18 protein-coding genes are annotated in these 24,403 nt (G+C 59.9%); 10 read left to right on the top strand and 8 right to left on the bottom strand.

Annotation, left to right across the window (positions count from 1 at the left end; translation table 11 throughout):
* Nucleotides 1-18 precede the first annotated feature (18 nt).
* On the bottom strand, nucleotides 19-543 hold the full coding sequence (locus Ga0074115_RS04120) for a DUF2062 domain-containing protein (protein WP_060528240.1): 525 nt from the start codon (nucleotides 541-543) through the stop codon (nucleotides 19-21).
* 120 nt (nucleotides 544-663) lie between these two features.
* Between Ga0074115_RS04120 and Ga0074115_RS04115 the strand changes: the two genes are divergently transcribed.
* The 6 genes from Ga0074115_RS04115 (at nucleotide 664) to kdsB (ending at nucleotide 6,097) form a co-directional block, all read left to right on the top strand.
* The gene (locus tag Ga0074115_RS04115; protein WP_060528239.1) at nucleotides 664-2,958 is read left to right on the top strand and encodes a DNA internalization-related competence protein ComEC/Rec2; all 2,295 of its coding nucleotides are present in this window, start codon (nucleotides 664-666) and stop codon (nucleotides 2,956-2,958) included.
* Between the two features lie 83 nt (nucleotides 2,959-3,041).
* On the top strand, nucleotides 3,042-3,662 hold the full coding sequence (locus Ga0074115_RS04110; protein WP_057956476.1) for a MotA/TolQ/ExbB proton channel family protein: 621 nt from the start codon (nucleotides 3,042-3,044) through the stop codon (nucleotides 3,660-3,662).
* A 4-nt stretch (nucleotides 3,663-3,666) separates the two neighbouring features.
* Nucleotides 3,667-4,080: an ExbD/TolR family protein gene (locus tag Ga0074115_RS04105; protein WP_057956475.1), complete on the top strand. Its 414-nt coding sequence runs from the start codon at nucleotides 3,667-3,669 to the stop codon at nucleotides 4,078-4,080.
* A gap of 15 nt (nucleotides 4,081-4,095) precedes the next feature.
* Entirely contained in the window at nucleotides 4,096-5,154 is a 1,059-nt protein-coding gene (gene lpxK / locus Ga0074115_RS04100; protein ID WP_057956474.1) for a tetraacyldisaccharide 4'-kinase, read from the top strand.
* Nucleotides 5,135-5,323, top strand: coding sequence for a Trm112 family protein (locus Ga0074115_RS04095; RefSeq protein ID WP_057956473.1), 189 nt, complete (start codon nucleotides 5,135-5,137; stop codon nucleotides 5,321-5,323). The genes lpxK and Ga0074115_RS04095 overlap by 20 nt, the downstream gene beginning before the upstream one ends.
* A gap of 9 nt (nucleotides 5,324-5,332) precedes the next feature.
* Complete coding sequence (kdsB, locus tag Ga0074115_RS04090) at nucleotides 5,333-6,097, top strand: 3-deoxy-manno-octulosonate cytidylyltransferase (RefSeq protein ID WP_060528238.1); 765 nt, start codon at nucleotides 5,333-5,335, stop codon at nucleotides 6,095-6,097.
* A 184-nt stretch (nucleotides 6,098-6,281) separates the two neighbouring features.
* On the opposite strand, the gene Ga0074115_RS04085 is transcribed toward kdsB, so the two are convergent.
* The 4 genes from Ga0074115_RS04085 to Ga0074115_RS04070 all read right to left on the bottom strand — a co-directional run bounded on the left by Ga0074115_RS04085 (nucleotide 6,282) and on the right by Ga0074115_RS04070 (nucleotide 15,239).
* On the bottom strand, nucleotides 6,282-7,238 hold the full coding sequence (locus Ga0074115_RS04085; protein ID WP_232432896.1) for a DUF4340 domain-containing protein: 957 nt from the start codon (nucleotides 7,236-7,238) through the stop codon (nucleotides 6,282-6,284).
* Nucleotides 7,239-7,253: 15 nt separating this feature from the next.
* Nucleotides 7,254-10,145, bottom strand: coding sequence for a Gldg family protein (locus tag Ga0074115_RS04080; protein WP_057956470.1), 2,892 nt, complete (start codon nucleotides 10,143-10,145; stop codon nucleotides 7,254-7,256).
* Between the two features lie 10 nt (nucleotides 10,146-10,155).
* Nucleotides 10,156-11,082, bottom strand: coding sequence for an ABC transporter ATP-binding protein (locus tag Ga0074115_RS04075; RefSeq protein WP_057956469.1), 927 nt, complete (start codon nucleotides 11,080-11,082; stop codon nucleotides 10,156-10,158).
* A 656-nt stretch (nucleotides 11,083-11,738) separates the two neighbouring features.
* The gene (locus Ga0074115_RS04070) at nucleotides 11,739-15,239 is read right to left on the bottom strand and encodes an immunoglobulin-like domain-containing protein (protein WP_057956468.1); all 3,501 of its coding nucleotides are present in this window, start codon (nucleotides 15,237-15,239) and stop codon (nucleotides 11,739-11,741) included.
* A 763-nt stretch (nucleotides 15,240-16,002) separates the two neighbouring features.
* Between Ga0074115_RS04070 and Ga0074115_RS04065 the strand changes: the two genes are divergently transcribed.
* Nucleotides 16,003-16,530, top strand: coding sequence for a low molecular weight protein-tyrosine-phosphatase (locus Ga0074115_RS04065; protein WP_057956477.1), 528 nt, complete (start codon nucleotides 16,003-16,005; stop codon nucleotides 16,528-16,530).
* 80 nt (nucleotides 16,531-16,610) lie between these two features.
* Here Ga0074115_RS04065 and rne read toward each other — a convergent pair whose 3' ends face one another.
* Nucleotides 16,611-19,577: a ribonuclease E gene (gene rne, locus Ga0074115_RS04060; protein ID WP_232432895.1), complete on the bottom strand. Its 2,967-nt coding sequence runs from the start codon at nucleotides 19,575-19,577 to the stop codon at nucleotides 16,611-16,613.
* A 633-nt stretch (nucleotides 19,578-20,210) separates the two neighbouring features.
* Between rne and rluC the strand changes: the two genes are divergently transcribed.
* The 3 genes from rluC to sppA are packed head-to-tail and all read left to right on the top strand — an operon-like array spanning nucleotide 20,211 to nucleotide 22,864.
* Nucleotides 20,211-21,164 (top strand): 23S rRNA pseudouridine(955/2504/2580) synthase RluC, encoded by a 954-nt coding sequence (gene rluC / locus Ga0074115_RS04055; protein ID WP_060528236.1) that lies wholly within the window; start codon nucleotides 20,211-20,213, stop codon nucleotides 21,162-21,164.
* 43 nt (nucleotides 21,165-21,207) lie between these two features.
* Complete coding sequence (locus Ga0074115_RS04050) at nucleotides 21,208-21,831, top strand: HAD-IA family hydrolase (protein ID WP_232432894.1); 624 nt, start codon at nucleotides 21,208-21,210, stop codon at nucleotides 21,829-21,831.
* Nucleotides 21,832-21,874: 43 nt separating this feature from the next.
* A complete protein-coding gene (gene sppA, locus Ga0074115_RS04045; protein WP_005965306.1) occupies nucleotides 21,875-22,864 on the top strand; it encodes a signal peptide peptidase SppA in 990 nt (329 codons plus the stop codon).
* Between the two features lie 27 nt (nucleotides 22,865-22,891).
* Here sppA and hypE read toward each other — a convergent pair whose 3' ends face one another.
* Both hypE and Ga0074115_RS04035 read right to left on the bottom strand, forming a co-directional pair.
* The gene (gene hypE / locus Ga0074115_RS04040) at nucleotides 22,892-23,899 is read right to left on the bottom strand and encodes a hydrogenase expression/formation protein HypE (RefSeq protein ID WP_057955169.1); all 1,008 of its coding nucleotides are present in this window, start codon (nucleotides 23,897-23,899) and stop codon (nucleotides 22,892-22,894) included.
* 104 nt (nucleotides 23,900-24,003) lie between these two features.
* Nucleotides 24,004-24,336, bottom strand: a complete 333-nt coding sequence (locus tag Ga0074115_RS04035) for a hypothetical protein (protein WP_057955168.1) — start codon at nucleotides 24,334-24,336, stop codon at nucleotides 24,004-24,006.
* Between the last annotated feature and the right edge of the window lie 67 nt (nucleotides 24,337-24,403).

Genomic DNA, 24,403 nt, shown 5'->3' with positions numbered 1-24,403 from the left:
CGCTTTAGAAGTGGCCTGTCAGGCGCTTTTACGCTGCTGACGACGGCGCTTCATGTGGTTGATGATGTGCAGTCGCCACAGCCCGCGGATCCCAAAGTAACTCACCAGGGCGGAGACCGTGCCGCAGATCAGACAGCCCAGCAGGAAGGGCTCCCAGACTCCGTTCAACCCGCCGTTTTCGATCCACTCCATGCTCAGCTCGAAGGATTCCATCTCGGGCGGTGCGCCGATCACCCAAGTGCCGACCAGATAGGCGAAAAAGAAGATGGGAGGGATGGTGATCGGGTTGGTGACCCAGACCAGTGCCACCGAGAGCGGCAGATTGACTCGGAACAGGATCGCCGCGCCGGCAGCGAGGATCATCTGAAACGGCACCGGCACAAAGGCCATGAAGAGCCCCACCGCAAATGCACCGGCAGCGGAACGCCGATTGAGATGCCACAGGTTGGCATCGTGTAGCAGTCTGCCAAAACACTGCAGATGTCGGTGATTGCGGATCATCTCATGATCCGGCGTGAGGCGCTTTATTAGGTGCTTTGGCATGGCTTCCGCGGTACGGTCTGCTGCTTCTTTGCGGTGGCTTATTGAAGCATGCAGGCCTGTGAACTGCTACCGTTATTCAAACAAGTATGCAGGATGATTTCACTGTGACAGGGAGTGTCCATGAATCTCAATCTGATTCTGTTTGTGGCTGGTGCGGCGGTCTTTCAGACCCTGCCAGCACTGCCCCACAGCAGCTGGTTTTATAGTGCTCTGTTGTTGCCACCGCTGCTGGGGCTGCGCCAGCAGCGGCCGTTTGCCGCGCTGTTGCTGGGGGTGTTGTCGGTCTTTGGCCACGCTTGGATCTACCAAGCATCGCTGTTACCACAGGAGCTGGAAGGGAAGGATCTCAGTGTGGTGGGGCGGATCGCCGATTTTCCCCGGCGCCAGGGTGGTGCACAACGCTTCGAGTTTGATATTGAGCAGAGCGAGTGGCCGCAATTGATTGGCGCACGGCTGCGAATCAATTGGTATCGCAGTGCGATTGCTGTCGAGCCGGGTGAGCTGTGGCGACTCAGGCTGAGGCTCAAAAGGCCCAGAGGGCTGGCCAATCCAGGTGGTTTCGACTACGAGCGCTGGCTGATGAGTCGGCGCATCGCCGCCACCGGCTATGTGAGGGGCAGGGATGCCAACCGCAAACTCGGTGAGGCTAACTGGCGCTACGGGCTGTTGCGGCTGCGCTATCGGATTGCCAGACAGATTGCGCAGCTGACGCCAGATAGTGCGGCAGCTGGCCTGCTGCGAGCCTTGGCGGTGGGAGATCGCACCGGCATTGGGGAAGCTCAGTGGGAGCGCTTCCGGCGCACCGGCACCAACCATCTGATTGCGATCTCAGGGTTGCACGTGGGACTGGTGGCCGCTGCCATCTTCTGGCTGCTGCAGGCTTTGTGGCGGCGCAGCTTTTTTCTGACACGACAGCTCGCTGCCCCCCGTGCCGCTGCGCTGGGAGCACTCACTGCAGCGGCGGGCTATGCGGCGCTGGCCGGCTTCTCCCTGCCGACCCAGCGGGCCCTGATCATGCTGAGTCTGTTGATGGGAGCGTTGTTTTTCAGCCGCTCTCTGTCGTTGATACGCTCGCTGCTACTGGCGCTGGCAGCGGTCACTCTGCTCGACCCGTTTTCGTTACTGAGTCCAGGGCTGTGGCTCTCATTTGGTGCGGTGGCGGTGATTGTGCTGGCGATGGCCGGCCGGCTGAGCCGCCCGGCCAACTGGCGGCAATGGTCGCAGGTGCAGTTCGCTGTGGCCCTCGGGTTGCTGCCCTTACTGATCGGATTTTTCGCCCAGGCATCGCTGATTGCGCCGCTGGTCAATCTGCTGCTGGTACCCTGGTTCAGCTTCGTGCTGGTGCCGGGGCTCCTGCTCGGCGTGTTGTTGTTGCTCTATCCGGCAGCAGCGGCGGTCTGGTTTGAGCTGCTCGCAGAGACGGCCCGTCTTACTTTGTGGCTGCTGGCAAGAGTTGCAGAGCTGCCATTCGCCGCGATCAGCTTTTCCCAACCTGGGGTGATGCTGATTGTCGTCTCGTTGGTGGCGTGTGCGTTGTTGATGCTGCCGAGGGGCGTGCCCGGCAGTTTGCCTGCGGTTGTGATACTGGCTGGATTGCTGCTGAATCAGCCCGAACGGCCGGCCACCGGGCGGTTTTGGTTTACTCTGCTTGATGTGGGCCAGGGATTGGCCGCTGTGGTAGAAACCAGCCACCACCTGATGATCTATGATACCGGTGCTGCCTATCGCTCCGGTTTCAATATGGCTGACTCGGCACTACTGCCCTATCTGCGTAGCCGTGGCTGGCAGCGGCTGGATCTGCTGATCGCCAGCAATAACGATAATGATCATGCCGGGGGCGTGCCGATGGTGTTGAAGGCACTGACGGTGGCGCGTCTGTTAGGCGGTGAGGTTATGCGTTTTCCCGAGGCGGAACTCTGCAGCGCCGGCATGGAGTGGCAGTGGGACGGGGTAAGCTTCCGAGTGCTGCATCCGCCAGTCGAAGGACGGGATGTATTTCATGGCAACGACAGCTCCTGCGTACTGCAGGTAAGCGATGACCAGGCCAGTCTGCTGCTGCCGGGGGATCTGGAACAGAAGGGTGAGGCGAGTCTGGTGGCTGCGTATGGTCAGACGCTGGGATCGAATATCCTGGTGGCGTCGCATCACGGCTCCAAAACCTCCTCCAGCCAGGCTTTGGTGGAGGTGGTATCGCCTGAGTATGTGCTATTTTCCAGAGGCGCGCACAATCGCTACGGTTTTCCCCATCCTGAGGTTGTGGCGCGCTGGCAGCAGGTGGGCAGTCAGCTCTTCGATACGGCAATCAGCGGGGCGATCCTGTTTCGTCCGGAGCGGGAAGGTGTTGGGTTGACGCCAATCGGATTCCGGCAGATGGAACCGCACTACTGGTCGCAAGTGCCGCGTTCTGGAGAATGAGTGTGCCACTTTCGGTATGCTGCTGAGTTACAGTAAGATGTGTGCCGTTTCTCGGCATCTGATACGACGAGGGCCTACTCCCAGTGTTTGAATTCGTAAAAGCGGGCGGCTGGCTGATGCTGCCAATCATCACCTGTTCAGTGGTCGCCAGTGCGATCGTTCTGGAACGCTTCTGGTCTTTGCAGCGTAAACGGGTGATGCCGGAGTTTCTGATGCAGCAGATACTGCGGCTGCACCGGGACAAAAAACTCGACAAGGCGGATCTGAAAACGCTGCGGGAGAGCTCACCGCTAGGGCAGATTCTCGCCGCCGGCCTGCTCAATCACCGCCACTCCAAAGAGGTGATGAAGGAGTCGATCGAAGAGGTCGGGCGCCAGGTGGTGTTGGAGCTTGAACGTTATCTCAATACCCTCGGTACCATCGCCTCGATCACCCCACTGCTGGGTCTGCTGGGCACCGTAATTGGCATGATCAAGGTATTTGGCGCCATCGTTACAGCTGGTGTGGGCAACCCCGGCATCCTGGCCGGCGGCATCTCCGAGGCGTTGATCACCACCGCGACGGGGCTTTCGGTGGCGATTCCCAGCCTGATGTTTCACCGCTACTTCATGGGGCTGGTGGAGAAGTTGGTGGTGGCGATGGAGGAGCAGGCGCTGAAGCTGATCGAAGTGATCCACGGTGAACGAGAAGTGACTTCGGAGTAGGCCCGTGAATCTTCGCCCCCATCGCAAACAATCCCCAGAGCTGGATGTCACGCCGCTGATCGACGTGGTGTTTCTGCTGCTGATCTTCTTTATGGTCTCAACCACCTTTGATAAGGAGACCGAGATCAAGGTGGAACTGCCGGAGGCCGCCGGCGAGGATGCGGAGAACGCCGCTGAGATGATTGAGATCACCATCGACGAGCGGGGTAATTTCTACATCAACCAGCGTGAGGTGGTGAGCACCGAGATCGACATTCTAAAACGCGCCATCGCCAAGGCGGCGGGAGACCGGACCGACCTGCCAGTGCTGATCAATGCGGATGGCAAGGCGCCCCACCAGGCAGTGATGACTGCAATGGATGCGGCCAGCCAGCTCGGCCTGGTAAAGATGACCTTCGCCGCCCGGCGACCACGTTGACCAGGGAGCTTCTGAATGAATTTGGGCCGCAAGGGTGCCGTCCATGATTCATTCAGAGGCTTCCTAGGGCCCCTGCGCTTGCAGCGGATCGACCACTACTGGCAGAGCCGCAATCTGGTGAGCCTGGCGCTTGTGCCGCTCTCCTGGCTGTTCTGTCTGATCGCCTGGCTGCGACGCCTCGCCTATCGAAACGGGCTGCTGCGACAGCAGCGGTTGGCGGTGCCGGTGATCGTGATCGGCAACATCAGTGTCGGCGGCACTGGCAAGACTCCGCTGATCGTCTGGTTGGCCCGTTATCTCATGCGGAAGGGCTACTCACCGGGCATCATCACCCGAGGTTATGGCGGTGCCGCAGAAAGTTGGCCCCAGGCGGTGGAGCCTGACACCCCAGCGGTAGAGGTGGGCGATGAGGCGGTGCTGTTGCGACGCCGCACCGGTTGCCCGCTGTTTGCCGGCCCTGAGCGGGTAGAGGCGGGCAGGGCACTGCTGGCGCAGCATGATTGTGATCTACTGCTCTCCGACGACGGTCTGCAACACTATGCCCTGGCCCGTGATCTAGAGATCGTCGTGGTCGATGGGGTGCGACGATTTGGCAATGGCTGGTGCCTGCCGGCGGGACCGTTGCGCGAGCGTCCGGCTCGTTTGCAAAGCGTCGACCTGGTGGTCAGCAACGGCGCGCTGCTGAGCGGTGCGTCGCAAATCCGGGTGAGCGGGTCCAGCGCCATCAATCTAAGCGGCAGCAGGCGGGAGCGCCCGCTGGAGAGCTTTCGGGGCGAACCCATTGCGGCGGTGGCCGGAATCGGCAACCCGGAGCGATTTTTTCAAACGCTTGAGTCCCGGGGACTGGAGATCAGTCGCCATCCGTTTGCCGATCACTATTCCTTCAGCCGTGAAGATTTTTGCGACTTCGAGGGGCAAACGGTTCTCATGACCGAGAAAGATGCGGTAAAGTGCGAATCCTTTGCTGGCGATACATTCTGGTATGTGCCGGCTGATACCGAAGTGGATGCGAGCCTTCAGCGCCGCATCGACGCACTGATCGACAGGTTATTTGATGGACAAAAAACTGCTTGAAATCCTTGCCTGCCCCCTCTGCAAAGGCAAACTCCACTACGATAAAAAGGCGGCGGAGTTGATCTGCCGAGCTGACCGTCTGGCCTTCCCAGTGCGCGATGGCATCCCGGTGATGTTACAGGAGGAGGCGCGAGAACTGCCAGCGGATGAAGAGGTGCCTGAGGGCTAGACAATCCAAATGGAATTCAAGGTCGTAATCCCCGCCCGCTATGCCTCAGTGCGGCTGCCGGGTAAACCCCTGCTCGATATCGCCGGCCGGCCGATGATCGAGCATGTTCACCAGCGTGCCCTGGAGAGCGGCGCCACGGAGGTGGTGATCGCCACCGATGATGCGCGTATCGCCGATGCGGCAAAGGCCTTTGGCGCCGATGCCTGCATGACCTCCGCGCACCATCGCAGCGGCTCAGACCGGATCGCCGAGGTGGCGGAGTCCCGCGGCTGGAGCGACCAGACCATCGTGGTCAATCTGCAGGGTGACGAACCCTGCATGCCGGCGGCGCTGATCGATCAGGTGGCTCAGGATATGGCAAGCCATGAAAAGGCCGGGGTCACCACGCTCTCTGCGCCGATCAGCGAAAAACCGATGCTGTTTGATCCCCACGTGGTCAAGGTGGTGACGGATAGCGAAGGTTATGCCCTCTACTTCAGCAGGGCGCCGATCCCTTGGCACCGGGATGAGTTCATCAATGACAGCGGACCGCTGCCCCAGAATGTGAGCTTTGCCCGTCACATCGGTCTCTACGCCTACCGTGTTGGCTATCTGAAGCAGTTTGTTGCCTGGCCGCCGGCGCCGATTGAACTGGCTGAGTCGCTGGAGCAGCTACGTGTGCTGTGGCATGGCGGCAGGATTCATGTCAGTCAGGCGTCGCAAGAGCCGGGCCATGGCGTGGATACCCAAGGGGATTTGAAGCGGGTGACTGAGCAGTTGCGGCGTAATGTTTAGATGGAAGTCTGGATCGATTAGTCCAGCAATGAATGATGGCACGTATAGGTCGGACTGTGCCCGACATTATCCTTGATTTCAATCGATGACGCGCGGCGGCCACGGGTCGCCCTACCGATAAATCCTCGCATAAAAAAACGGCCTCCGAAGAGGCCGTCAGACTGCTGACCCAGGTTGATTTGTGTCACTCCGTGGGTTGGGCGGGTGGCTTCTCAGACGCTGCGGCAGTGGACTGCAGCAGTTTCGCCCGGGTCGTTTCCAACAGTGGCTTCATGCTGAACTCGGCAAGCTTGAGGTAGTGGTTCAGATCGGAGCGTTTCAGCACATAGTAATCAGCTCCCTCTGGCTGGGAGAAGCGATAGTGCAGCGGGTCACCCCCCTTGCGGGTCAGATCGATCTCCAATACCGGCTTCTCCTGCCCATACTCCGGCTTGTTCTCCTGCCCGAGCAGGGCGCCGATGGTCAGGTTCGCCAGCTTGTTGAGTAGGGAGCGGGCCGCGGTTGAGTTGGTCTGCTCCCCAGCTTTCAGGTTGGCTAATTCGACCTTATCCCCATCCTGTAGCAGGGTGAAACCCGGCATCTGGAGCTGTTCGATCTGCTGGGCATCGAGTTTGAGCCGCCCCTTGTCGATCCAGTCATCGGCTTTGGCGCTGGCCTCCCAGGTGTTGAATTCGATAGCAAACACCGCATCCTCCCCGTCAGGCCGCACATCAACCTTACGGTAGCCGGGGGAGCTGCCCAGGTAGAGTCGGGCCAGGGTTTGCCCATCAGCAAGCAGGGTGATGCGGCGCTCGAAGCCATCCTCCGCTACCTTGAAACGCGCCGCAGCGGCGCTGCTGGTAGCCACCGGCCAGCCCTTCTGCAGGCCAGCGAGTTTGTTTAGCAACGACTTGATCATCCCCGGATCGGCGGGAAATCCATCACTCGCCATGACCACCCAGTGATCCGCCTCACGACGCAGTTCCAGGGGTTGACCCTCGCCCTCGGTGATACGCAGGGTATCTACGGCCTGGGGGTCGAAGGTCAGCAGTCTCTCCTTGGGCTGGAAGGCTGTGTAGTCGTTGCCCGATAGTTGAACGGCCAGGACCAGCCCTAGTTGTGCCACCAACAGGGCGCCAAGCCATTTGATCCAATGCTTCATCATACTCTCCTCCCCTTAACTCATTTGACTCAGCAAGGCCGTATAACGCCCTTGTGACCGCTGCTTGATCTGGTGGCGAATCAGCCCAACCAACAGCAGCCCAAACAGCGCCAGGCCGTAGTTGAGGTACTCCCAGAATACCCGCTGATCCCGATCCATCGGGTCGAGGGTACGGGAGAAGTGGCCCCGTCCACGCAGGACGAGCAGGCCGCGATCCTCCAGTGCCCAGTCGATGGCGTTCTCCACCAGTTGCACCGGTTTGAGATAGCGGGTGCCCAGGCCGGAGGTGGCTAGGTCCAGCATGGTATCGGTGAGGAAGCTGTTGGAGGCGAAGAGGATGATCCGCGCCGAGTCGGGAGAGTGGTCGATCACCCGGCCAATCACCGGTTTGTCGGCCTTTGCCGCATCCTCCTCTTTGGCATCATCCTCTCCGGCCTTGCTCTCCTCCTGCTTCAGCAGCGGCGACGCCTTGCCCTTGAAGAAGGAGTCGAATTTCCCCTCCACCACCACCGCCAGCAACTGGCGTTCCGTCGTTCCCCCCTGGGGAAAGCCGAGTTCGCCATTGCGCTGGAAGTCGGGCTGGATCTCCAGGTCGCCGGAGGTCCAGGCCTGGCCGGAGCTCTGCAGCAGCCGGGTCACCCTGCGCCCCTGGTTCTTTTGCCCGTCGAGCTGGATCGGCGATGGCCAGGTGAGGGTCACCTGGTTGACGCCGCTGGCGATGCCGCTTTCGCTGTCGATGCCGTCACCCCGCACATCGACAAAGTAGGGGTAGTCCACCATCCGGGTCTCCCGCACCAGGAAGCCGCCGATGCGCCGGTTGACCGGGATCGGGAAGGCCGTGTTTTGCGGATCGAGCACCATCTTCTGCTCCAGTTCGATACCGTTGTGGGCCAGCCACTTGTCCAGGCCCGATTTGTGGGACTTGGCGGAGAGCGCCCCTTTGGTGTCGATATCGAAGGGTGAGGTCGCCACCACCAGGGTGCCGCCGCGCATCAGAAACTGGTCCACGGCAAACAGCTGCTTCTCATCCAGCTTGTCGGGGGCGGCGAGCAGCAACAGGTCGGCCTGATCGGGGATCTGACCGTTTTTTAGATCTGCGTCGGCCAGATTGTGCTCCTCCGCAAGGGTCTGGCGCAGCCAGTCGAAACGCTTGCCGCCGCCCATGCCAAACTGGCCGAGGGCCGGGGCAGCCTTGGGGATGTGCAGAGCGATGGTCTTCTGGAAGCCCTTGGCGAAGCGCTTGATGCCCGCCTGCATGGCCCGTTCCAGCCCCGCCTTGTCGAACTTCTCTGGCAGTGGGATCTGTACGATCCGCTCACCGCTCTCCAGGGTCATGTAGAACCAGAAGGGCTGAGTGTCGAGCAGGCTGGCGACCATCGGGCGGAAGCCATAGTCGCCCTCCAGTCGTTTCGCCAGGGCGCCGCCGTTGGCCTCCGGATCCTCGATGGCGACGCTCAGCTTCTCCCCGGCGCGCTTCCGCCAGTCGGCGAGCAACTCATCGAGCCCTTTCCGTAGCGGTTTCAGCAACTCGGGCAGTTGCGTTTCGGGGGAGATGTAGCCCTTGAAGGCGACCGGCTGGTTCAGGCTGGCGAAGATATCGCCGCCGCCCTGGTAGGCGTAGAGCACCTTCTTCAGCGCCTGGGTTAGGTCATACTCCGGATTGCGCAGATCCACATCCAGATCGGTCTCGCTCTGCACCTTCACGTCGATTAGATCGCGGAAGCCGAGCACCTCGTGCTGGTCCCCATACTGCACCAGGATATTGAAGTAGGAGTTGACCACCGAGGCCTGATACTTGCTGGCGAACTGGAAAGGCACCGGCTTAATGTCGTACTTCTCGTTGGCCTCCCGCTCCAGATCGGGGTGCTCCAGGGGGTCGATGAACTCTACCCGCACCCGGCCCTCGCCGGCCACCGCGTACTCTGCCAACAGATCCCGCAGCCGCGGCACCAGCGGCGCCAGCAGGGGGTGGGTCTGGGCGCTGAAGTAGCCGCGGATCAGCAGTGGCTCTTGCAACTGGGCTAGATAGCTGCGGGTAGCGTCGGAGATCGAATAGAGCTGGCCATCGGTCAGATCGGCGCGCACTGTCGAGACCGGCGCCAGCCAGAAGTTGGCGGCCAGGAAGTTGGCCGCCAGCAGGCCGGTCAGCCAGCCCCAGCGGCGGTGGTTGGGGTTGCCCCGGTTACCGGACCAGCGCAGCCACTCCAAGCTGAAGACGTTGAGGGCGAGGAAGACCCCCACCAGGCTCAGGTAGTAGTAAAGATCCCGCAGGTCGATCACCCCCCGGGTGATGGAGGCGAAGCGGGAGCCGGAGCCGAGCAGTTTGAGCCACTCCGAAGCCTGATTGCCGAACAGTCCGGTGAGGGCGTCGGAACCGAGCAGATAGAAGAAGCCGCAGACTGCCGCAGTGAGGATAAGGCTGACGATCTGGTTGGCGGAGCGGGCGCTGATGAAGAGCCCAATGGCCACGTAGGCCGCCGCCAGAAAGAGGGAGGCGAGGTAGCCGCCGATCACCGGCCCCCAGTCCAGCGGTCCCATCAGGCTGACCGTCACCGGCAGGGGCAGGGTCAGCAGCAGCGCCACCCCCACCAGCCCCAGGCAGGCAAGAAACTTGCCCAGCACCAGTTGGTAATCGGCCACCGGCGCGGTAAGTAGAAACTCCAGGGTGCCGGCGCGGCGCTCCTCCGACCACATCCGCATGGTGATGGCCGCCACCAGGAAGATCAGCAGCAACGGCATCCAGTCGAACAGGGGCCGCACGTCGGCGATATTACGGGCGAAGAAGGTCTCCACCCAGAAGAAGATGAACAGACTCACCGCCAGGAAGGCGCCGAGGAAGATGAAGGCGATGGGCGAGGAGAAAAAACCAGCGAACTCCTTGCGTGCGATACGGATAATGGAATTCATGGTGCCCCTCCTACTGTGCTGAGATCTCGCCGAAGACCGTCTCTAGGTCGCGGCGCTCGGGTTGCAGGCTGTAGAGTTTCATCCCCTGCTCCGCTACCCGGCTGGCCACCTGGGGGGCGGTCTCGAACAACTCACCACCGGTGGCTAGATTGAGGGCGTAGCCATAGCCGCTTTCCTGCCCCTCCAAGGCCTCCACCGCGGCCACCCCGTCCACCCCCTGCAATAGGGGTAGGGCCTGCTCTGGAGCGGCGTCCAACGCCACCAGCAGCCGCTTGCCGGCACGCAGTTCATTCATGCTGGCGTCCAGGGCGATCTGGCCGTTGCGGATGATGATCACCCGGTCGCAGATCGCCTGTACCTCCTGCAACACATGGGTAGAGAGGATCACCGTTGCATGCTCCGCCAGGGCGCGGATCAGGCTGCGCATCTGCTGCACTTGGGTTGGGTCGAGGCCGTTGGTGGGTTCGTCGAGGATCAGTAGCCGTGGCAGATGGAGGATCGCCTGGGCGACTCCCACCCGTTGCCGGTAGCCCCGGGAAAGATTGGCGATAGGATCGGTCGCCTTGGCAGTCAGGTCGGTGCGCTCGATGGCCTCGCGGATACGCGCATTACGCTCGGCTTCGGCGACCCCATGCAGAGAGGCGGCGTAGTCAAGGTAGTCGATTACCGTCATCTCGGGGTAGACGGGGTCATTCTCCGGTAGGTAACCGATGCGGGCCTGCACCGCCTCGCGCGTTTGGGCAATGTCGTGACCGTCGATCTCAATGGTTCCGGCGCTGGGTTCCAGGTAGCCGGTGAGCATCTTCATGATGGTGGTCTTGCCGGCGCCGTTGTGGCCCAGCAGGCCGACGATCTCGCCCTGGCCGATCTCGAAAGAGACCCTATCCACCGCCGTAAAATCACCGTAGACGCGGCTCAAAGCTTCAACTCGAATCATCCGTAAAGCTCCCGTTTGTTATTGATTGACAGATTCCCTAAAGAATCAAACGGTTTTAGTGACCACGGTTTTTACGGAGAGTTCAACTGGTGAGCAACAATAGAGCTAGGAGGGAACTACTATCGATTTGAGGGTTGAATAGGTCGGAGTCAAATCGCTTAACCATGCCGCTTTTATCGCCAAAAGAACTGGTTTCAGAGAGCCGGTTTTTTTGTGAGTTGGCAGAGGGGGAGGGATTCGAATATTGTCCGCGAGATCTCAAGCCTCATGGAATTCCACGTGCCTCGGCGAAGGTTTCGACGACGCACGTCTGGATACTCTGTTCCTTTCATTGCCGGCACCCTGGAAGAGTGCACTCGGGCAAGCACGAAGTCAGATGTGTGAAAGAAGACTTTGTGGCTATCGTGCGATGGGAGTCATGGCGCCACTGCCCAGTCTCTTAACGTCCAGGCTGCGCCATCGGAGGTCTCGCCTTCCGTTTGGGCTATTCGGTTGTCTTGTGCCTGTGCAGCAGCGGAATCAGCCAGCCTGATTTCTGCATCCCTCTCAAAAACAAACCCCGGTAAAAATACCGGGGTTTGTGATCAAGCTGACGGCCTCCGAAGAGGCCGTTTCTGTTTCGGGCGTTTGATGACCCGAAGTTGGCTCAGCTCCCTTTAATAGACATAGGCAGCACCGGAGGTGGCGGCAGTTTCATCGGGGGTCGAATCGACCCCGGTGGTGCCGCTGTCCTCATCCTTGGCGCCGACCACGAGGGTGTTGCCATCCCCGCTCAAGGCTACGGAGTAGCCGAAGTGGTCGCCGATAGTGTCATCCGGGGCCGGATCGTTCACAGGATCGCGGGGACCTGGGTTGGAGGCCTTGACATAGTTGGTTTGGCTCCAGGCTCCAGTACTGTTGGTGAAGATGTAGACGGCGCCAGCATCCGGCCCACCATCATCTTCCAGACGCCCGACCCCGGCATATTTTCCGTTCTCATGGTCTGCGCCAACTGCGAGGATGGCCCCATCACCGCTCAGGGATACAGACTGGCCAAAGTAGTCTAGATTGTCTGGGTTGCTCGCCTTGATGTAGGCCGATTGGAGCCAAGTGCTGCCGCTGCGGGTGAAGATATAGGCTGCGCCCGCACTCTCATGGGTTTCCAGGGCATTGTCTGCCGCAGAGTTGACCCCGGAGGAGTTGCTGTCCTCTCCAGTCGCACCTACGGCAAGGGTGTTGCCATCATCGCTCAGGGCAACGGCGTGGCCGAAGTGGTCTTGCGCGTCGGCGTTGTCAGAGAAGAGCTCGGCCTGCTGTGCCCAGCCGGAGGCCTGGGTGAAGATATAGGCCTTGCCGGTTGAGCTTGCATCCACAGGAGCGCCGGCGCCGACCGCGAGGGTGCTGCCGTCGCCGCTGACGGCGACGGAGAAGCCGAAGCCATCGTTCGCTGTCGGTGTGCCGGCCTTCAGCTTGGTCTGTTGTGACCAAGTGGTGCCAGAGCGGGTGAAGAGGTAGGCGGCGCCGGAGTTGCTGGCGCTGCTGTCCTCCTGATCGGCACCCACGGCCAGGGTGTTGCCGTCGTTGCTGAGGCTGACGGCGATGCCGAACTGATCCCCGGCGCTGGGTGTGGCGGCCTTGATGTAGGCCTGTTGCGACCAACTGCTACCGGTGCGAGTGAAGACATAGGCGGCGCCGGCGTCGGCGGCGCTATCGTTGGCGGCGCTATCGTTGGCGGTGGGGTCGATACCGCCGACACTGCTGTCTTCCAATTGTGCGCCCACGGCCAGGGTGCTGCCGTCGCTGCTCAGGGCGATGGAGAAGCCGAACTTGTCGCCAGCCCCTCCTGCGCTGACCCGGCCTTGCTGTGACCAGACCGGCGGGGTGACGCTGGTGTCTCTGACGAAGATGTAGACAGCGCCACTAGCCTGATCCGGCGCTCCTACCGCCATGGTGGTGCCATCTTCACTCACCGTGGTGCTGTTGCCGAACTGTGCCCCGGCTGTAGTGTCGCTGGCCTTGAAGTAGCTGATGATGTCGACCGAATAGCCGGCGTTGAAGAGCTCGTTCTCTCCCCTGAACCTGCCGAGCGGCGAGCCGAGGCAGTTGTTCTCAGCCGCGTCGCAGGATTCGACCCGGTAGAGGGCATCGTTCCAGTTGAACAGATGAGCGCTGGTATCGACGCTGTGGCTGGTGCCGGCGATGGATCTGGAGGCCGCATCCGCCGCGCTGAAGGTGCCGCTACCATCCCGGTCGAACAGCAGCCGGTAGTGGTCGTGGTTGGCATAGAGGGTGGTGTTGGCGGGCAGGGGCCAGTCGAAGTTCAACTGTTTCTTGCCCGCAGTCATGGTTACCGCCGGGCCGACGATCACCTGTCGGTTCAGGGTGGCGACATTGCCCGCCGCATCGGTAGCGGTATAGACGCGGGTGTACTGGCCCATCACGTTGGTGTCGACATCGTTGGTTTTGGTAATGTCTTTGGGATCAGTGGCGTCGAGCGCGGTGTCGAAGCCCGCGCCATCCATCGCATCGACGCCCTCAGCACCAGGTTCCGTATAGTTTTCGCCAACCGCCACATAGATGGGGTCGTCCCCTCTGAGGCTGATCACCGGTGCGGTGGTATCGACGACGTTGACGGTGCGGGTGACCGTGGTGGCGGCGTTGCCTGCGGTATCGGAGACGTTGTAGGTCAGGGTGTAGTTGCCGACAGCCGTTGGGTCCACCGAGCCGCTGGTCACGACCCTTGCGCTGATGTCTCCGTCCACATTGTCGTTAGCGCTGAAGCCGGGGTCGGTGTAGGTGGCGGCAGCGCTGCCCTCGATGGTTTGTGGATTATCGCCCGTCAGGGTAATGGTCGGCGGGGTTGAGGCTAGCACGGTCACCTGGCGGGTCACCTGTGTGGCGGCATTGCCTGCGGCATCCGTTACATCGTAGGTCAGAGTGTAAGTGCCTGGGGTGGTGGCGTCGACACTGCCGCTGGTCTGGATCGAGGCAGTAAGATCACCGTCGATGTTGTCGTTGGCGGTGGCGCCAGGGTCGCTGTAGGGCGTCGGGCCTGCCTCCAGGGTGACCTCAGCCTCACCGCTGAGGGTGATCACTGGTGCGGCGGCGGCCTGAATGGTGACCGTGCGAGTTACCTGGGCGGCGGCATTTCCAGAGGTGTCTGTTACGTCATAGGTGACGGTGTAGCTACCGGCGGTGGTGGCATCAACCGGGTTATTGATAACGATGTTGGCGGTGATGTCGCCGTCGATGTTGTCGCTGGCAGTGGCGCCGGCATCCGTATAGGCGACGCTGCCGGCCTCTCGTGTCACCGTGGCATCCCCGAGCAGGGTGATGCTGGGTGGGGTCGCGGCAATCACATTGAGTGTACGGGTGACGGGTATTGCGGCGTTACCGGAGGAATCGCTGACATTGTAGGTGAGGGTGTAGCTGCCGGGGGTGCTGGTGTCGTATGTGCTGCTTGTGTCCACATTGTTGGTGATGTCGCCATCCAGAGCATCGATGGCGGTCACACCTGGATCGATGTACTCGTAGGGGCCGGTCTCCCAGGTGTGTGGGTTAGGTGCGTTGACGGTGATGGTCGGCGGAGTCAGGTCGGCGGTGACGTTGACTGTGCGGGTCACCTGGGTGGCGGCATTGCCTGCAGCATCGGTGACACTGTAGGTCAGGGTGTAGGAGCCGACGGTGGAGGTGTCGACGCTGCCACTGATGTCGACGCTGCCACTGATGTCACCATCGAAGCTGTCGTTGGCAGAGGCGCCTGGGTCGGTGAAGGGTGTGGCGCTCGCCTCCAGGGTGATGACGTTGTCGCCGGCCAGGGTAATGGTCGGCGCTGCGGCTGCTACCACAGTTACGGTGCGGGTCACCTGGGTGGCGGCATTGCTGGCGGCGTCTGTCACGTTGTAAGTGACCGTGTAGGTACCAGGAGTGGTGGGGTCGACCGGGTTGTTGACAGTGATGTTGGCGGTTATGTTGCCGTCCGTGTCATCGGTAGCGGTGGCGCCAGCGTCAGTGTAGGTGGCAGTTGGTCCCGCCTCTAAAATGACGGTAGCATCGCCGCTCCGGCTGATGGTGGGTGGTGTAGTGTCGGGGGTTGTCCCCCCCCCGCCGCCACAGCCAGATAGTAGCCCGCTGACGGCCACCCCCAATAAGAGCACTCGCTGATTAGGATAAAACATCGCTTCAATTTCCCCGCTGAATTAACTGAATTTGTGCCTGTCTTTTGTTTTTGTTGTCCAAGCCTGGAAGTAACAGGAGACAGGAGCGATAGCGCCTATCGCGCCAGTTGCTTGGTCGAAAAATGGCGTCCATGTTGCCTTTTGTTCCTAATTACTTCAATGAAATTGTGGCTAAACTCTCCTTTTCCGCGGGGACGGTCAACAAGCTCAAGATAAAAAAATTTTGTATCGTGATTTTATTCACACCTTGAAGAAAAACCGGTGTTGCTTAATCAGGAATTTTTATCTTTAGGGCATAATGTCCGATTTCAGGCAGGGTGCGCAGACAGTTATCTGTTAGATGGGATCTGCGCTTGGGTTTAGTCTAGGCAGGTCCGTTTCTGATGCGGATTGATACGCCGAACAGAAACGATACTTGCATGAAAAATATAGAAATAGTTGCGCTTATCGAGGCATTGATCGAATTACCAGTGTGGCTGTAAGAGGTTGGTTTTTCGTCTTAGGTTAGTGCCGGCTCCGGGTGCCGCTCAGCGATCATGATAGAAGGGCGAATTTCGCTGATTGACCCTCTCCTGCGCTAGCATCGTTGTTTAATCTTTGCCAACATGGCCTTGGTTGATCGGCCGGGATCCGGCTGACAAGGACAGGAATGTTGGGAGCTGGGTGAATTGCTTCAGCGATTCGTTCGGGATGCTGATCAAAGAACAGAAGAAATATTAATATGGATATTCGAGCGCTGAATTACTACAGGGGCCAGATACAGATGAACCAGAGTGAGCCGGTTCGGGTGTTGTTTGTTTGCATGGGCAATATCTGCCGATCACCCACCGCGCAGGGTGTCTTTCGCTCTCTGGTTGAGAAGGAGGGGCTCTCGGAAAATATCCAGACGGACTCTGCCGGTACCATCGGTATCCATGCCGGGGAACAACCTGATCGCCGTGCTCGCAGCATTGCCAAACAGCGTGGTGTTGATTTGAGCGACCTTAGGGGGCGACAGGTTTCAAGCAGCGACTTTGAGAAGTTCGACTATGTGATCGCGATGGATCGTTCAAATTATAACGATCTGACTTCAGTCTGCCCCCGGGGATCGGAAGAAAAGCTTCATCTGCTGATGGATTTTGCCTCTCATGTGGGGGTGCAGGAGGTGCCTGACCCCTATTATGGTGGGGCTGCTGGTTTTGAGCGGGTCTTCGATCTGATCGAGACGGCGTCTGAAGGGCTGTTGCAGATGATTCGCGAGAAGCATCTGCTGGACGGTACGGCAAAGGATCCCCGCACTCGCTGCCAGTAGCTGAATCGCTGTGCGTAACACAGCGCCTCGAGTTTCCAAACAACAATCCGGTCAGGGATGACCGGATTGTCTTTTCTTAGTTACTCACCATCACTGCCTTTTTTCGGGGCAGGTTTTTCCTTGCTCTGATCGGGCGTTGCTGGCTTTTTGGTCTCTATCTGCACCAGTTTGGGGCCGGCCTCTGCAAGTTTTGTTTTGGGTGCCGCGGCGGTCTGCCGAGTGGCGGCTTTTTCGGGTGTCGGCGTGTCTGCTTTTTCGCTGGCCGCCGGTTTGGTCGAACGACTGGCAGCTGCTTTTTCAATCGTCGGTGTGTCTGCTTTTTGACTGGCCGCTGGTTTGGTCGAGCGACTGGTAGCTGCTTTTTCAGACGTGCCAGGGGCGTTATCTGCCGTTGTAGAGGCCGCTTTTTGAGGCTTCTTCTGCACCGGCGGCTTGGGCCGGTCAGCAGTGCTCTTCTGCGGGGCCTCAGCCGAAGATGTGTTGGCCGGTGATGGCTTTTCTGCCACAGCAGGCTTATCTGCTTGCGGCGCTTTAGTTGGCTTCTGTGGCTTTTTGGCTGCCGGTTTTTGCGGTTTGTCTGGGGCTTTTTCTGGCTTGGTTGTTACATCCTTTTGTTTCTCATCACCGCGCTTCTTAGCGGGCTTCTCAGCGGGCTTCTCAGCGGGCTTCTCAGCGGGCTTCTCAGCGGGCTTCTCAGCGGGCTTCTCAGCGGGCTTCTCAGCGGGCTTCTGGGCAGGCCCTGGAGCCTTCTCCTGACCGGGAGTCGGTGCAGTTGTCTGCTTCGTTGAATCGCTGACTTTTTTCTGGGGAGCCGGACGGCGCTGACTGCGTTGACGGCCCTGTCCTTTGTCGCCGCTGGAGGCGGTCGTCTCTTTGCTAACCGCTGCTGCGCTGCTATCAGTTGTGGCAGTGCTGTCTGGAGCGTTTGTTTTGGGGGGGGCGCTTTCTGATTGCTGCCCCTGTTTGGCATCACTCTGGCTCTGCGGCTGTTGCCGTTCGCCTGAGGAACGGCGCCGACGACCACCGCGTCGGCCACGGCGTGCGCCCTTGGGCTTGGGAGCGCTCTTCTCTTCATCTGCCTTGGCTGGCTCGTTCGGCCGCTGCTTCTGCTCCGCTGTGCGGGACTCTTGGCTCTTTGGCTCAGCCTGGGGTCGCTGGCCGGCCTCACTGCTTCCAGCTGGTTTTCTATTGCTGTCGCGTCCACCTTGACGCTGCTCACCGCTGGTTGAGCGCTTGCGTCCTCCACGGGAACGCCCATTGCGTTGGCCCCTGCTGCGGGGCTCACGCTTCTCCTCTTCACTCTTCTCCGGTTTGCTGCTCTCGACGGGCTCGGCTGACCCGCTCTTGGGGGAGAAGATGCTGGTGAAGATTTTTTTCAGGAAACCACTCTCTTCGGTCGTTGGTGGGGGGGGCTCTTGGCGCTGTGGGGTGGGGGCGGGCGCTCTGGGGGCGATCGCCTTTACCGCAGGCCGTTCGCTCTTTTTCTGTTCGGAGCGGGCGAAGCTGGGTATCTCCTTCTCGTGGGTTTCGACCAGGCGATAGCTCGCTTCGGTCTCTTGCTCCTCTGCAAGATCAGCCTGTCGGACCCGTTCGATATTGAAGTGGGGGGTTTCCAGGTTGGGATTGGGGATCAGCACCACAGCGATCCCTTGACGTTTTTCTATATCGTGGATCGGCTGACGTTTTTCGTTCAGTAGGAAGGTGGCCACATCCACCGGCAACTGGGCGATGATCTTGCCGGTATTCTCCTTCATCGTCTCTTCTTCGATGATGCGCAGGATCGACAGGGCCAGCGACTCCACGCTGCGGATGGTGCCGTGCCCGCTGCAGCGTGGGCAGACCTGAGCGCTGGCTTCACCAAGCGAGGGGCTCAGCCGCTGGCGTGACATCTCTAATAGGCCGAAGCGGGAGATGCGCCCGATCTGAACCCGCGCACGGTCCTGCTTGAGGGCCTCCTTGAGGCGGTTTTCCACCTCACGCTGGTTGCGTGTGGGGGTCATGTCGATGAAGTCGATGACAAACAGGCCGCCAAGATCCCGCAGGCGCAGCTGACGGGCGATCTCATCCGCCGCCTCAAGATTGGTGTTGAGTGCGGTCTCTTCGATATCGGCACCCCTGGTGGCGCGGGCCGAGTTGATGTCGACCGAGGTCAGTGCCTCGGTGGGGTCGATCACGATGGCGCCGCCGGAAGGCAGGTGCACCTGCCGCTCGAAGGCGGATTCAATCTGGCTCTCGATCTGATAGCGGCTGAACAGCGGTACTTCGTCCTCGTAGAGACGCAGCTTACTGCTGTACTGCGGCATTACCTGGCTGATGAAGCGCTGAGCTTGGGCGTGAACCTCTGCGTCGTCGATGACAATCTCGCCGATATCCGCGCGCAGGTAGTCGCGGATCGAGCGGATGATGATGTTGCTCTCCTGGTAGATCAGGAAAGGGCCGGGTTTGGCCGTGGCCGACTTTTCAATCGCCTGCCAGAGCTGGATCAGGTAGTCCAGATCCCATTGCAACTCCTCGGCGTTCTTGCCGATGCCGGCAGTGCGTACGATCAGACCCATGCTGTCAGGGATCTCGAGCGTGCTCATCGCCTCGCGGAGCTCGGCCCGGTCCTGGCCTTCGATGCGGCGGGAGACGCCGCCGGCGCGGGGGTTGTTAGGCATCAATACCAGATAACGGCCGGCCAGTGAGATGAAGGTGGTCAGTGCGGCGCCTTTGTTCCCGCGCTCCTCCTTCTCCACCTGGACGACGACCTCCTGGCCCTCTTTTATCGCCTCCTGGATGTTGACGCGTCCGCTGGATTGGCGGGCTGCTTCAGTGAAGTAGCTGCGGGATATCTCCTTCAGCGGCAGGAAGCCGTGGCGCTCAGCACCATATTCGACAAACGCAGCCTCCAGACTGGGTTCGACTCGGGTGATCTTCCCTTTGTAGATGTTGGCTTTTTTCTGTTCCCGGCCGGGAATCTCGATGTCGAGATTGAAGAGCTTCTGTCCATCGACAGTCGCAACGCGCAACTCTTCTGGCTGAGTTGCGTTGATCAGCATTCTTTTCATGTTGTGTTGTGTCCATTATCAACTGTCCGAGCTGGAAAGCAGCAGAGCCTCGGCCATGCGGCGGCCTCATCCAATAAATCTCGGGGCCGGTTGCGCATTGTCTGGATTAAGAGCAGGCCAAATTTCACGGCACAGGCTCCCGATCAGCTAGCTGATTTCATGCTAGCTCGGACAGTTGAAAAACTGTTAAAGTTCGCCGTCTGGGGGCCAGTCCCCTGCTCGGAAAAGGCTCGCCACGGAATGGGCGCGTTTGCGTCCCGGGGCGCTACGGCCGCAATCATGCGGATTTCCGGCGCTTTCCCGACGTGGCGCAGCACTGAAGTTGCAGGGGAGGGTGGCCGGGTCAGACGGCACCTCAATTCTTTTCGGTCGATCCCACGGCGGAAACGGCTGAGGGCGGTACGGGCCTCTGAACAGTGCAAGCAGAGGCTGAGGTACCGGCTCGTTAAGGCCTTCCGGCGCGGCTTTGAAATCGTTCCCTCACTCCAAAATTGCGGAGGCTGGGGGGATGAAGTTTCTTGCCGTGCTGACGCTGGAGAGTGCCTCGCATTCACCAGCGTCAAAAAAATCACCTGGAAATATAACAATCTTCGGCGAGGGCATCAATCACCGTGGAACAAAAGCAGAAGCTAAATGCCAGATAGACAAAAGAAAACCCCGACGGTACGGATGGTCTCGGTGGAACAGGGCAGCGAGGGGCAGCGAATCGATAATTTTCTGCTGAGAGAGCTCAAAGGTGCACCACGCAGCTATATCTATCGCATCCTCCGCAAGGGGGAGGTGCGGGTCAATCGTGGTCGGGTGAAGGCCGACTACCGCCTAAAACTGGGTGACCAGGTGCGTATTCCACCGGTACGGCTGGCAGCTTCGCCCGCCCCTCCCAGGTTCTCGCGAGAACAGCGGGAGCGTCTGGAGCGGTCGATCCTGTTTGAGGATGAGCGCATCATGGTGATCAATAAACCGGCCGGCATGGCTGTGCATGGCGGGAGCGGTCTCAGCTTCGGGGTAATTGAGGCGTTGCGGGCGCTGCGTCCCGAGGAGCGCTCGCTTGAGCTGGTGCATCGCCTCGACCGAGATACCTCGGGTTGTCTGCTGCTGAGCAAACGTCGCAGTGCCTTGCGATCCCTGCATGAACTGATGCAGAAAAATCTTGTCGACAAACGCTATCTGGCTCTGTTGGCCGGAAGTTGGCGCAAGGGTAGACAGGAGGTTGATGCCCCCTTGCTGAAGAATACCCTCAAGGGCGGTGAGCGTGTAGTAATAGTCGATGCGGCTGGCAAGCCCTCGCTGACCCGTTTTACACGGGTTCGGCGGTTTAAGCAGGCCACCCTGGTTGAGGCAGAATTGGTGACCGGGCGTACCCACCAGATTCGCGTTCACAGTGCCTGGTTGGGGTCACCGATCCTGGGCGACACGCGTTACGGGGATGAGATCGCCAACCGTCAGTTGCGCCAACTGGGACTGAAGCGGCTGTTTCTGCACGCCCATTCGATAAAATTCCGCTGGCCGGGCGAAAAGCGTGACCAGGAGTTCAAGGCACCGCTACCAGATGTGCTTGAAGCTGTTTTAAATGAACTTGATAAATAAGATGAAGTTTAAGCTGTTAATATTTGATTGGGATGGGACTTTGATGGACTCAGAGGCCCGTATTGTGAACTGTGTGCGGGCTGCGGTGGATGACCTTGGGCTGACCTCTCCTGGCGATGAGGCGATCCGCAATATCATTGGGCTGGGTCTGCGGGAGGCGATTGATATGCTCTTCCCTGGTGCAGACGATCAACTGCATCACGACATTGTCACCCGCTACCGGGTCCACTTCTTGGGCGAAAATTCTACCCCGTCAGAGCTGTTTGAAGGGGCACGGGAGGTGGTCGAGCGTTTGGCTGCTGAGGATTATCTGCTGGCGGTGGCCACCGGCAAGGGTCGGCAAGGCCTTGATATGGTGCTGGAGAGCAGCGGATTGGGCAGCTATTTCCATACCACCCGGTGTGCCGATGAGGCGTTCTCCAAGCCTCACCCTGAGATGCTGGAGCAGATTCTCGATGAACTCGGGGTCCTGCCCAAAGAGTCGCTGATGATTGGCGACACCGAATATGACCTGCAGATGGCCAACAATGCGGGCACTAAATCCCTTGCTGTGAGCTATGGGGTGCACAGTGTGGAGCGTCTGCGACAGCACAATCCGTTGGGTTGTGTTGACCGGGTTAGCGAGATCCCACAGTGGCTCGAAAGCTTTTCTGCGGATATTGCCTGATAGACGTAATTGAAGATTATCAAAAGGATAAGAGGAGTAGTTTATGTCGGATCAGAGTCACGAAAACCCACAGCCTAAGCAGGGCGACCCCTCCAGGTGGGAGCGGGAGTTGCTCAACAAGGTGGTGATGACCTCCCTCAACGAGGGCCGTCGCGCCCGTCGTTGGGGTATCTTTTTCAAGTCCCTTACCTTCCTCTATCTATTCCTGTTGCTGACGATCTGGTGGTCGGATGATATCGACGTGAAGATGGCCGGCAGCGAAAAACACACCGCGCTGGTGGAGGTCAACGGCATCATCGCCCCTGACACCAAGGCGAGCGCCGACAAGGTGGTGACTGGCCTGCGCAATGCCTTCGAGGATAAAAACACCAAGGGGGTGATCCTGCGCCTCAATACACCCGGCGGCAGTCCGGTGCAGTCGCGCTACATCAATCAGGAGATCACCCGGCTGCGGGAAAAATATCCCGATATCCCGCTCTATGCGGTGATCGTCGATATGTGTGCCTCAGGTGGTTACTACATCGCGGCGGCGGCGGATGAGATCTATGCCGATGAGGGTAGCATTGTCGGCTCGATTGGTGTGCTGATGAACGGTTTCGGCTTTGTCGATGTCATGCAGGAGCTGGGCATCGAACGCCGTCTGATGACCGCCGGCGAACATAAGGGGATCCTCGATCCCTTCTCACCGGTGAACGACTATGAGCGGGAACATATCCAGCGCATGTTGGATCAACTGCATGCCCAATTCATCGAGACGGTGAAGCAGGGTCGAGGTGAGCGCCTTAAAGTGGATGAATATCCTGAGCTCTTTTCCGGGCTCTTCTGGAGTGGCGAGGAGGGGCTGAAGATTGGGCTGGTGGACGCCTTCGGCAGCAGCAGTTACGTCGCACGGGAGGTGATCGGTGCCGAGGATATCGTCGATTTCACTCCGGAAGAGGATATCTGGGATCGTTTTGCTGAAAAGCTCGGAACTGGAGCGGCTCAGGCGATTGCCCGCATGGGAGGACTGACCGAAGGCTGGAGTCTGAGGTGATCCGACTGCCACGTATCTGCTGAGTCATCAGCAGATGCGTGGCAGGGGGTCGTCTTCCAGCTCCTCGAGGATGCGCGCACCCCCCAGTTCCGTCTGCAGGATGACATGGGCATCCTCGGCCAGGAGGGTGCCGATGAGTGCTGCATCGCACCCCTCATCAAAACCCCGCCAGCGTTCCAACGCAGTCTCAGCTTGATCAGGTGAAACAATCGCTACCACCCGGCCCTCGCAGGCCAGGTAGTGGGGATCGTAGCCGAGGATCTCGCACACCGAGCGTACCTGATCCCTGACCGGGATGGCGCTGTCATTCAACCGCACCTGCAGGCCGGTAGCGCGGCAGATCTCATGGGCGACGGTGGCCAGACCGCCGCGGGTCGGGTCGCGCATAAAGTGTAGCCCCGGCAGATCGAGCAGCGACTGGGTTAGCCGCAGCACACTGCCGGCATCTGATCTGAGATCACCGTGCAGGCCGAACTGCTCCCGCGCCAGCATCACCGCGATGCCATGATCCCCCACCGGACCGCTGACCAGCACCCGATCTCCGGCCTGGATTCTGTCCAGTGCGGGCCGCACTCCGGCCGGGCGTAGCCCGACACCGGTGGTGGCGAGGTAGATGCCGCCACCCTCGCCACGGCGCACCACTTTGGTATCGCCGGCGGCAATTCGCACATCGATGGCGTTGGCCGCCGCGGCGATGCTCCTGACAATCCGCTCCAGCTGTTCGATCTCGAAGCCCTCCTCGATAAAGGCGTTGAGGCTGAGATAGCGGGGCAGGGCACCGGCCACTGCCAGATCGTTGCAGGTGCCGTGTACCGCCAGTGAGCCGATATTGCCGCCCGGAAACTCCAGTGGCTGCACGGTAAAGCCATCGGTGGTGAAGAGCAGATCGCCGTCCCGTTCCAACGGCAAGGCCACTGCATCAGCATGCACGTCGAGTTCAGGATTGGCCAGGTGGCGCGCAAAGATCTCTTCGATGAGTTCGCGCATGAAACGCCCGCCGTTTCCGTGGGCCAGTGAGATCTGTTTATCCTGCATCTTGTACTAGTGTTGGCTGCAAAACGGCAGCTTAGCAGTGGCGGGTTGGGAAACAAAAGCCCCGCACTGGGCGGGGCTCTGTTGTGGAGTCGGATGTAGTCGGCTCATTTAGCCTTTGCTGCTGGTTGTGCCGGTGCCGCCGGTGCCGCCGGTGCCGCCGGTGCTGCGGGAGCCGCATAGGGATAGCCGTAGTAGGGGGTGTAACCACCCCAGCCTGGATAGCCGCCGCCATAAGGATAACCACCGTAGTAGGGATAGCCGCCGTAGTAGGGATAACCACCATAGTAAGGATAGCCGCCCCAAGGCCCTCCGCCCCAAGGCCCATAACCATCATCAAACCAGTCGAAAGGTCCCCAGAAGGCAGAGGCAGAAGTGGATGCCATCATTGCGGAACCAGCCAGTGCTGCTGCGGCTACAAGTTGCAGGGTTCGTTTCATCTTGCTTACTCCATTGTCACGATCGAGGGTACAAACGGTCTGCGGTTCCCTGGAAAAATAAGGTCAA

The sequence above is a fragment of the endosymbiont of Ridgeia piscesae genome, assembly GCF_001443665.1.
In the GTDB taxonomy this organism is placed as follows: Bacteria; Pseudomonadota; Gammaproteobacteria; order Chromatiales; family Chromatiaceae; genus Endoriftia; species Endoriftia persephonae.
The sequence above is the reverse complement of the archived record's forward strand: the minus strand, read 5'-3'. Positions and strand labels throughout refer to the sequence as shown.

What these genes read in the sequence shown, in the direction of transcription:
- Ga0074115_RS04120 (WP_060528240.1), bottom strand. Translation starts at nt 543, where the DNA reads ATGCCAAAGCACCTAATAAAGCGCCTCACGCCGGATCATGAGATGATC.
- Ga0074115_RS04115 (WP_060528239.1), top strand. Translation starts at nt 664, where the DNA reads ATGAATCTCAATCTGATTCTGTTTGTGGCTGGTGCGGCGGTCTTTCAG.
- lpxK (WP_057956474.1), top strand. Translation starts at nt 4,096, where the DNA reads ATGAATTTGGGCCGCAAGGGTGCCGTCCATGATTCATTCAGAGGCTTC.
- Ga0074115_RS04095 (WP_057956473.1), top strand. Translation starts at nt 5,135, where the DNA reads ATGGACAAAAAACTGCTTGAAATCCTTGCCTGCCCCCTCTGCAAAGGC.
- kdsB (WP_060528238.1), top strand. Translation starts at nt 5,333, where the DNA reads ATGGAATTCAAGGTCGTAATCCCCGCCCGCTATGCCTCAGTGCGGCTG.
- Ga0074115_RS04085 (WP_232432896.1), bottom strand. Translation starts at nt 7,238, where the DNA reads ATGAAGCATTGGATCAAATGGCTTGGCGCCCTGTTGGTGGCACAACTA.
- Ga0074115_RS04080 (WP_057956470.1), bottom strand. Translation starts at nt 10,145, where the DNA reads ATGAATTCCATTATCCGTATCGCACGCAAGGAGTTCGCTGGTTTTTTC.
- Ga0074115_RS04075 (WP_057956469.1), bottom strand. Translation starts at nt 11,082, where the DNA reads ATGATTCGAGTTGAAGCTTTGAGCCGCGTCTACGGTGATTTTACGGCG.
- Ga0074115_RS04070 (WP_057956468.1), bottom strand. Translation starts at nt 15,239, where the DNA reads ATGTTTTATCCTAATCAGCGAGTGCTCTTATTGGGGGTGGCCGTCAGC.
- Ga0074115_RS04065 (WP_057956477.1), top strand. Translation starts at nt 16,003, where the DNA reads ATGAACCAGAGTGAGCCGGTTCGGGTGTTGTTTGTTTGCATGGGCAAT.
- rne (WP_232432895.1), bottom strand. Translation starts at nt 19,577, where the DNA reads ATGAAAAGAATGCTGATCAACGCAACTCAGCCAGAAGAGTTGCGCGTT.
- rluC (WP_060528236.1), top strand. Translation starts at nt 20,211, where the DNA reads ATGCCAGATAGACAAAAGAAAACCCCGACGGTACGGATGGTCTCGGTG.
- Ga0074115_RS04050 (WP_232432894.1), top strand. Translation starts at nt 21,208, where the DNA reads ATGGACTCAGAGGCCCGTATTGTGAACTGTGTGCGGGCTGCGGTGGAT.
- sppA (WP_005965306.1), top strand. Translation starts at nt 21,875, where the DNA reads ATGTCGGATCAGAGTCACGAAAACCCACAGCCTAAGCAGGGCGACCCC.
- hypE (WP_057955169.1), bottom strand. Translation starts at nt 23,899, where the DNA reads ATGCAGGATAAACAGATCTCACTGGCCCACGGAAACGGCGGGCGTTTC.
- Ga0074115_RS04035 (WP_057955168.1), bottom strand. Translation starts at nt 24,336, where the DNA reads ATGAAACGAACCCTGCAACTTGTAGCCGCAGCAGCACTGGCTGGTTCC.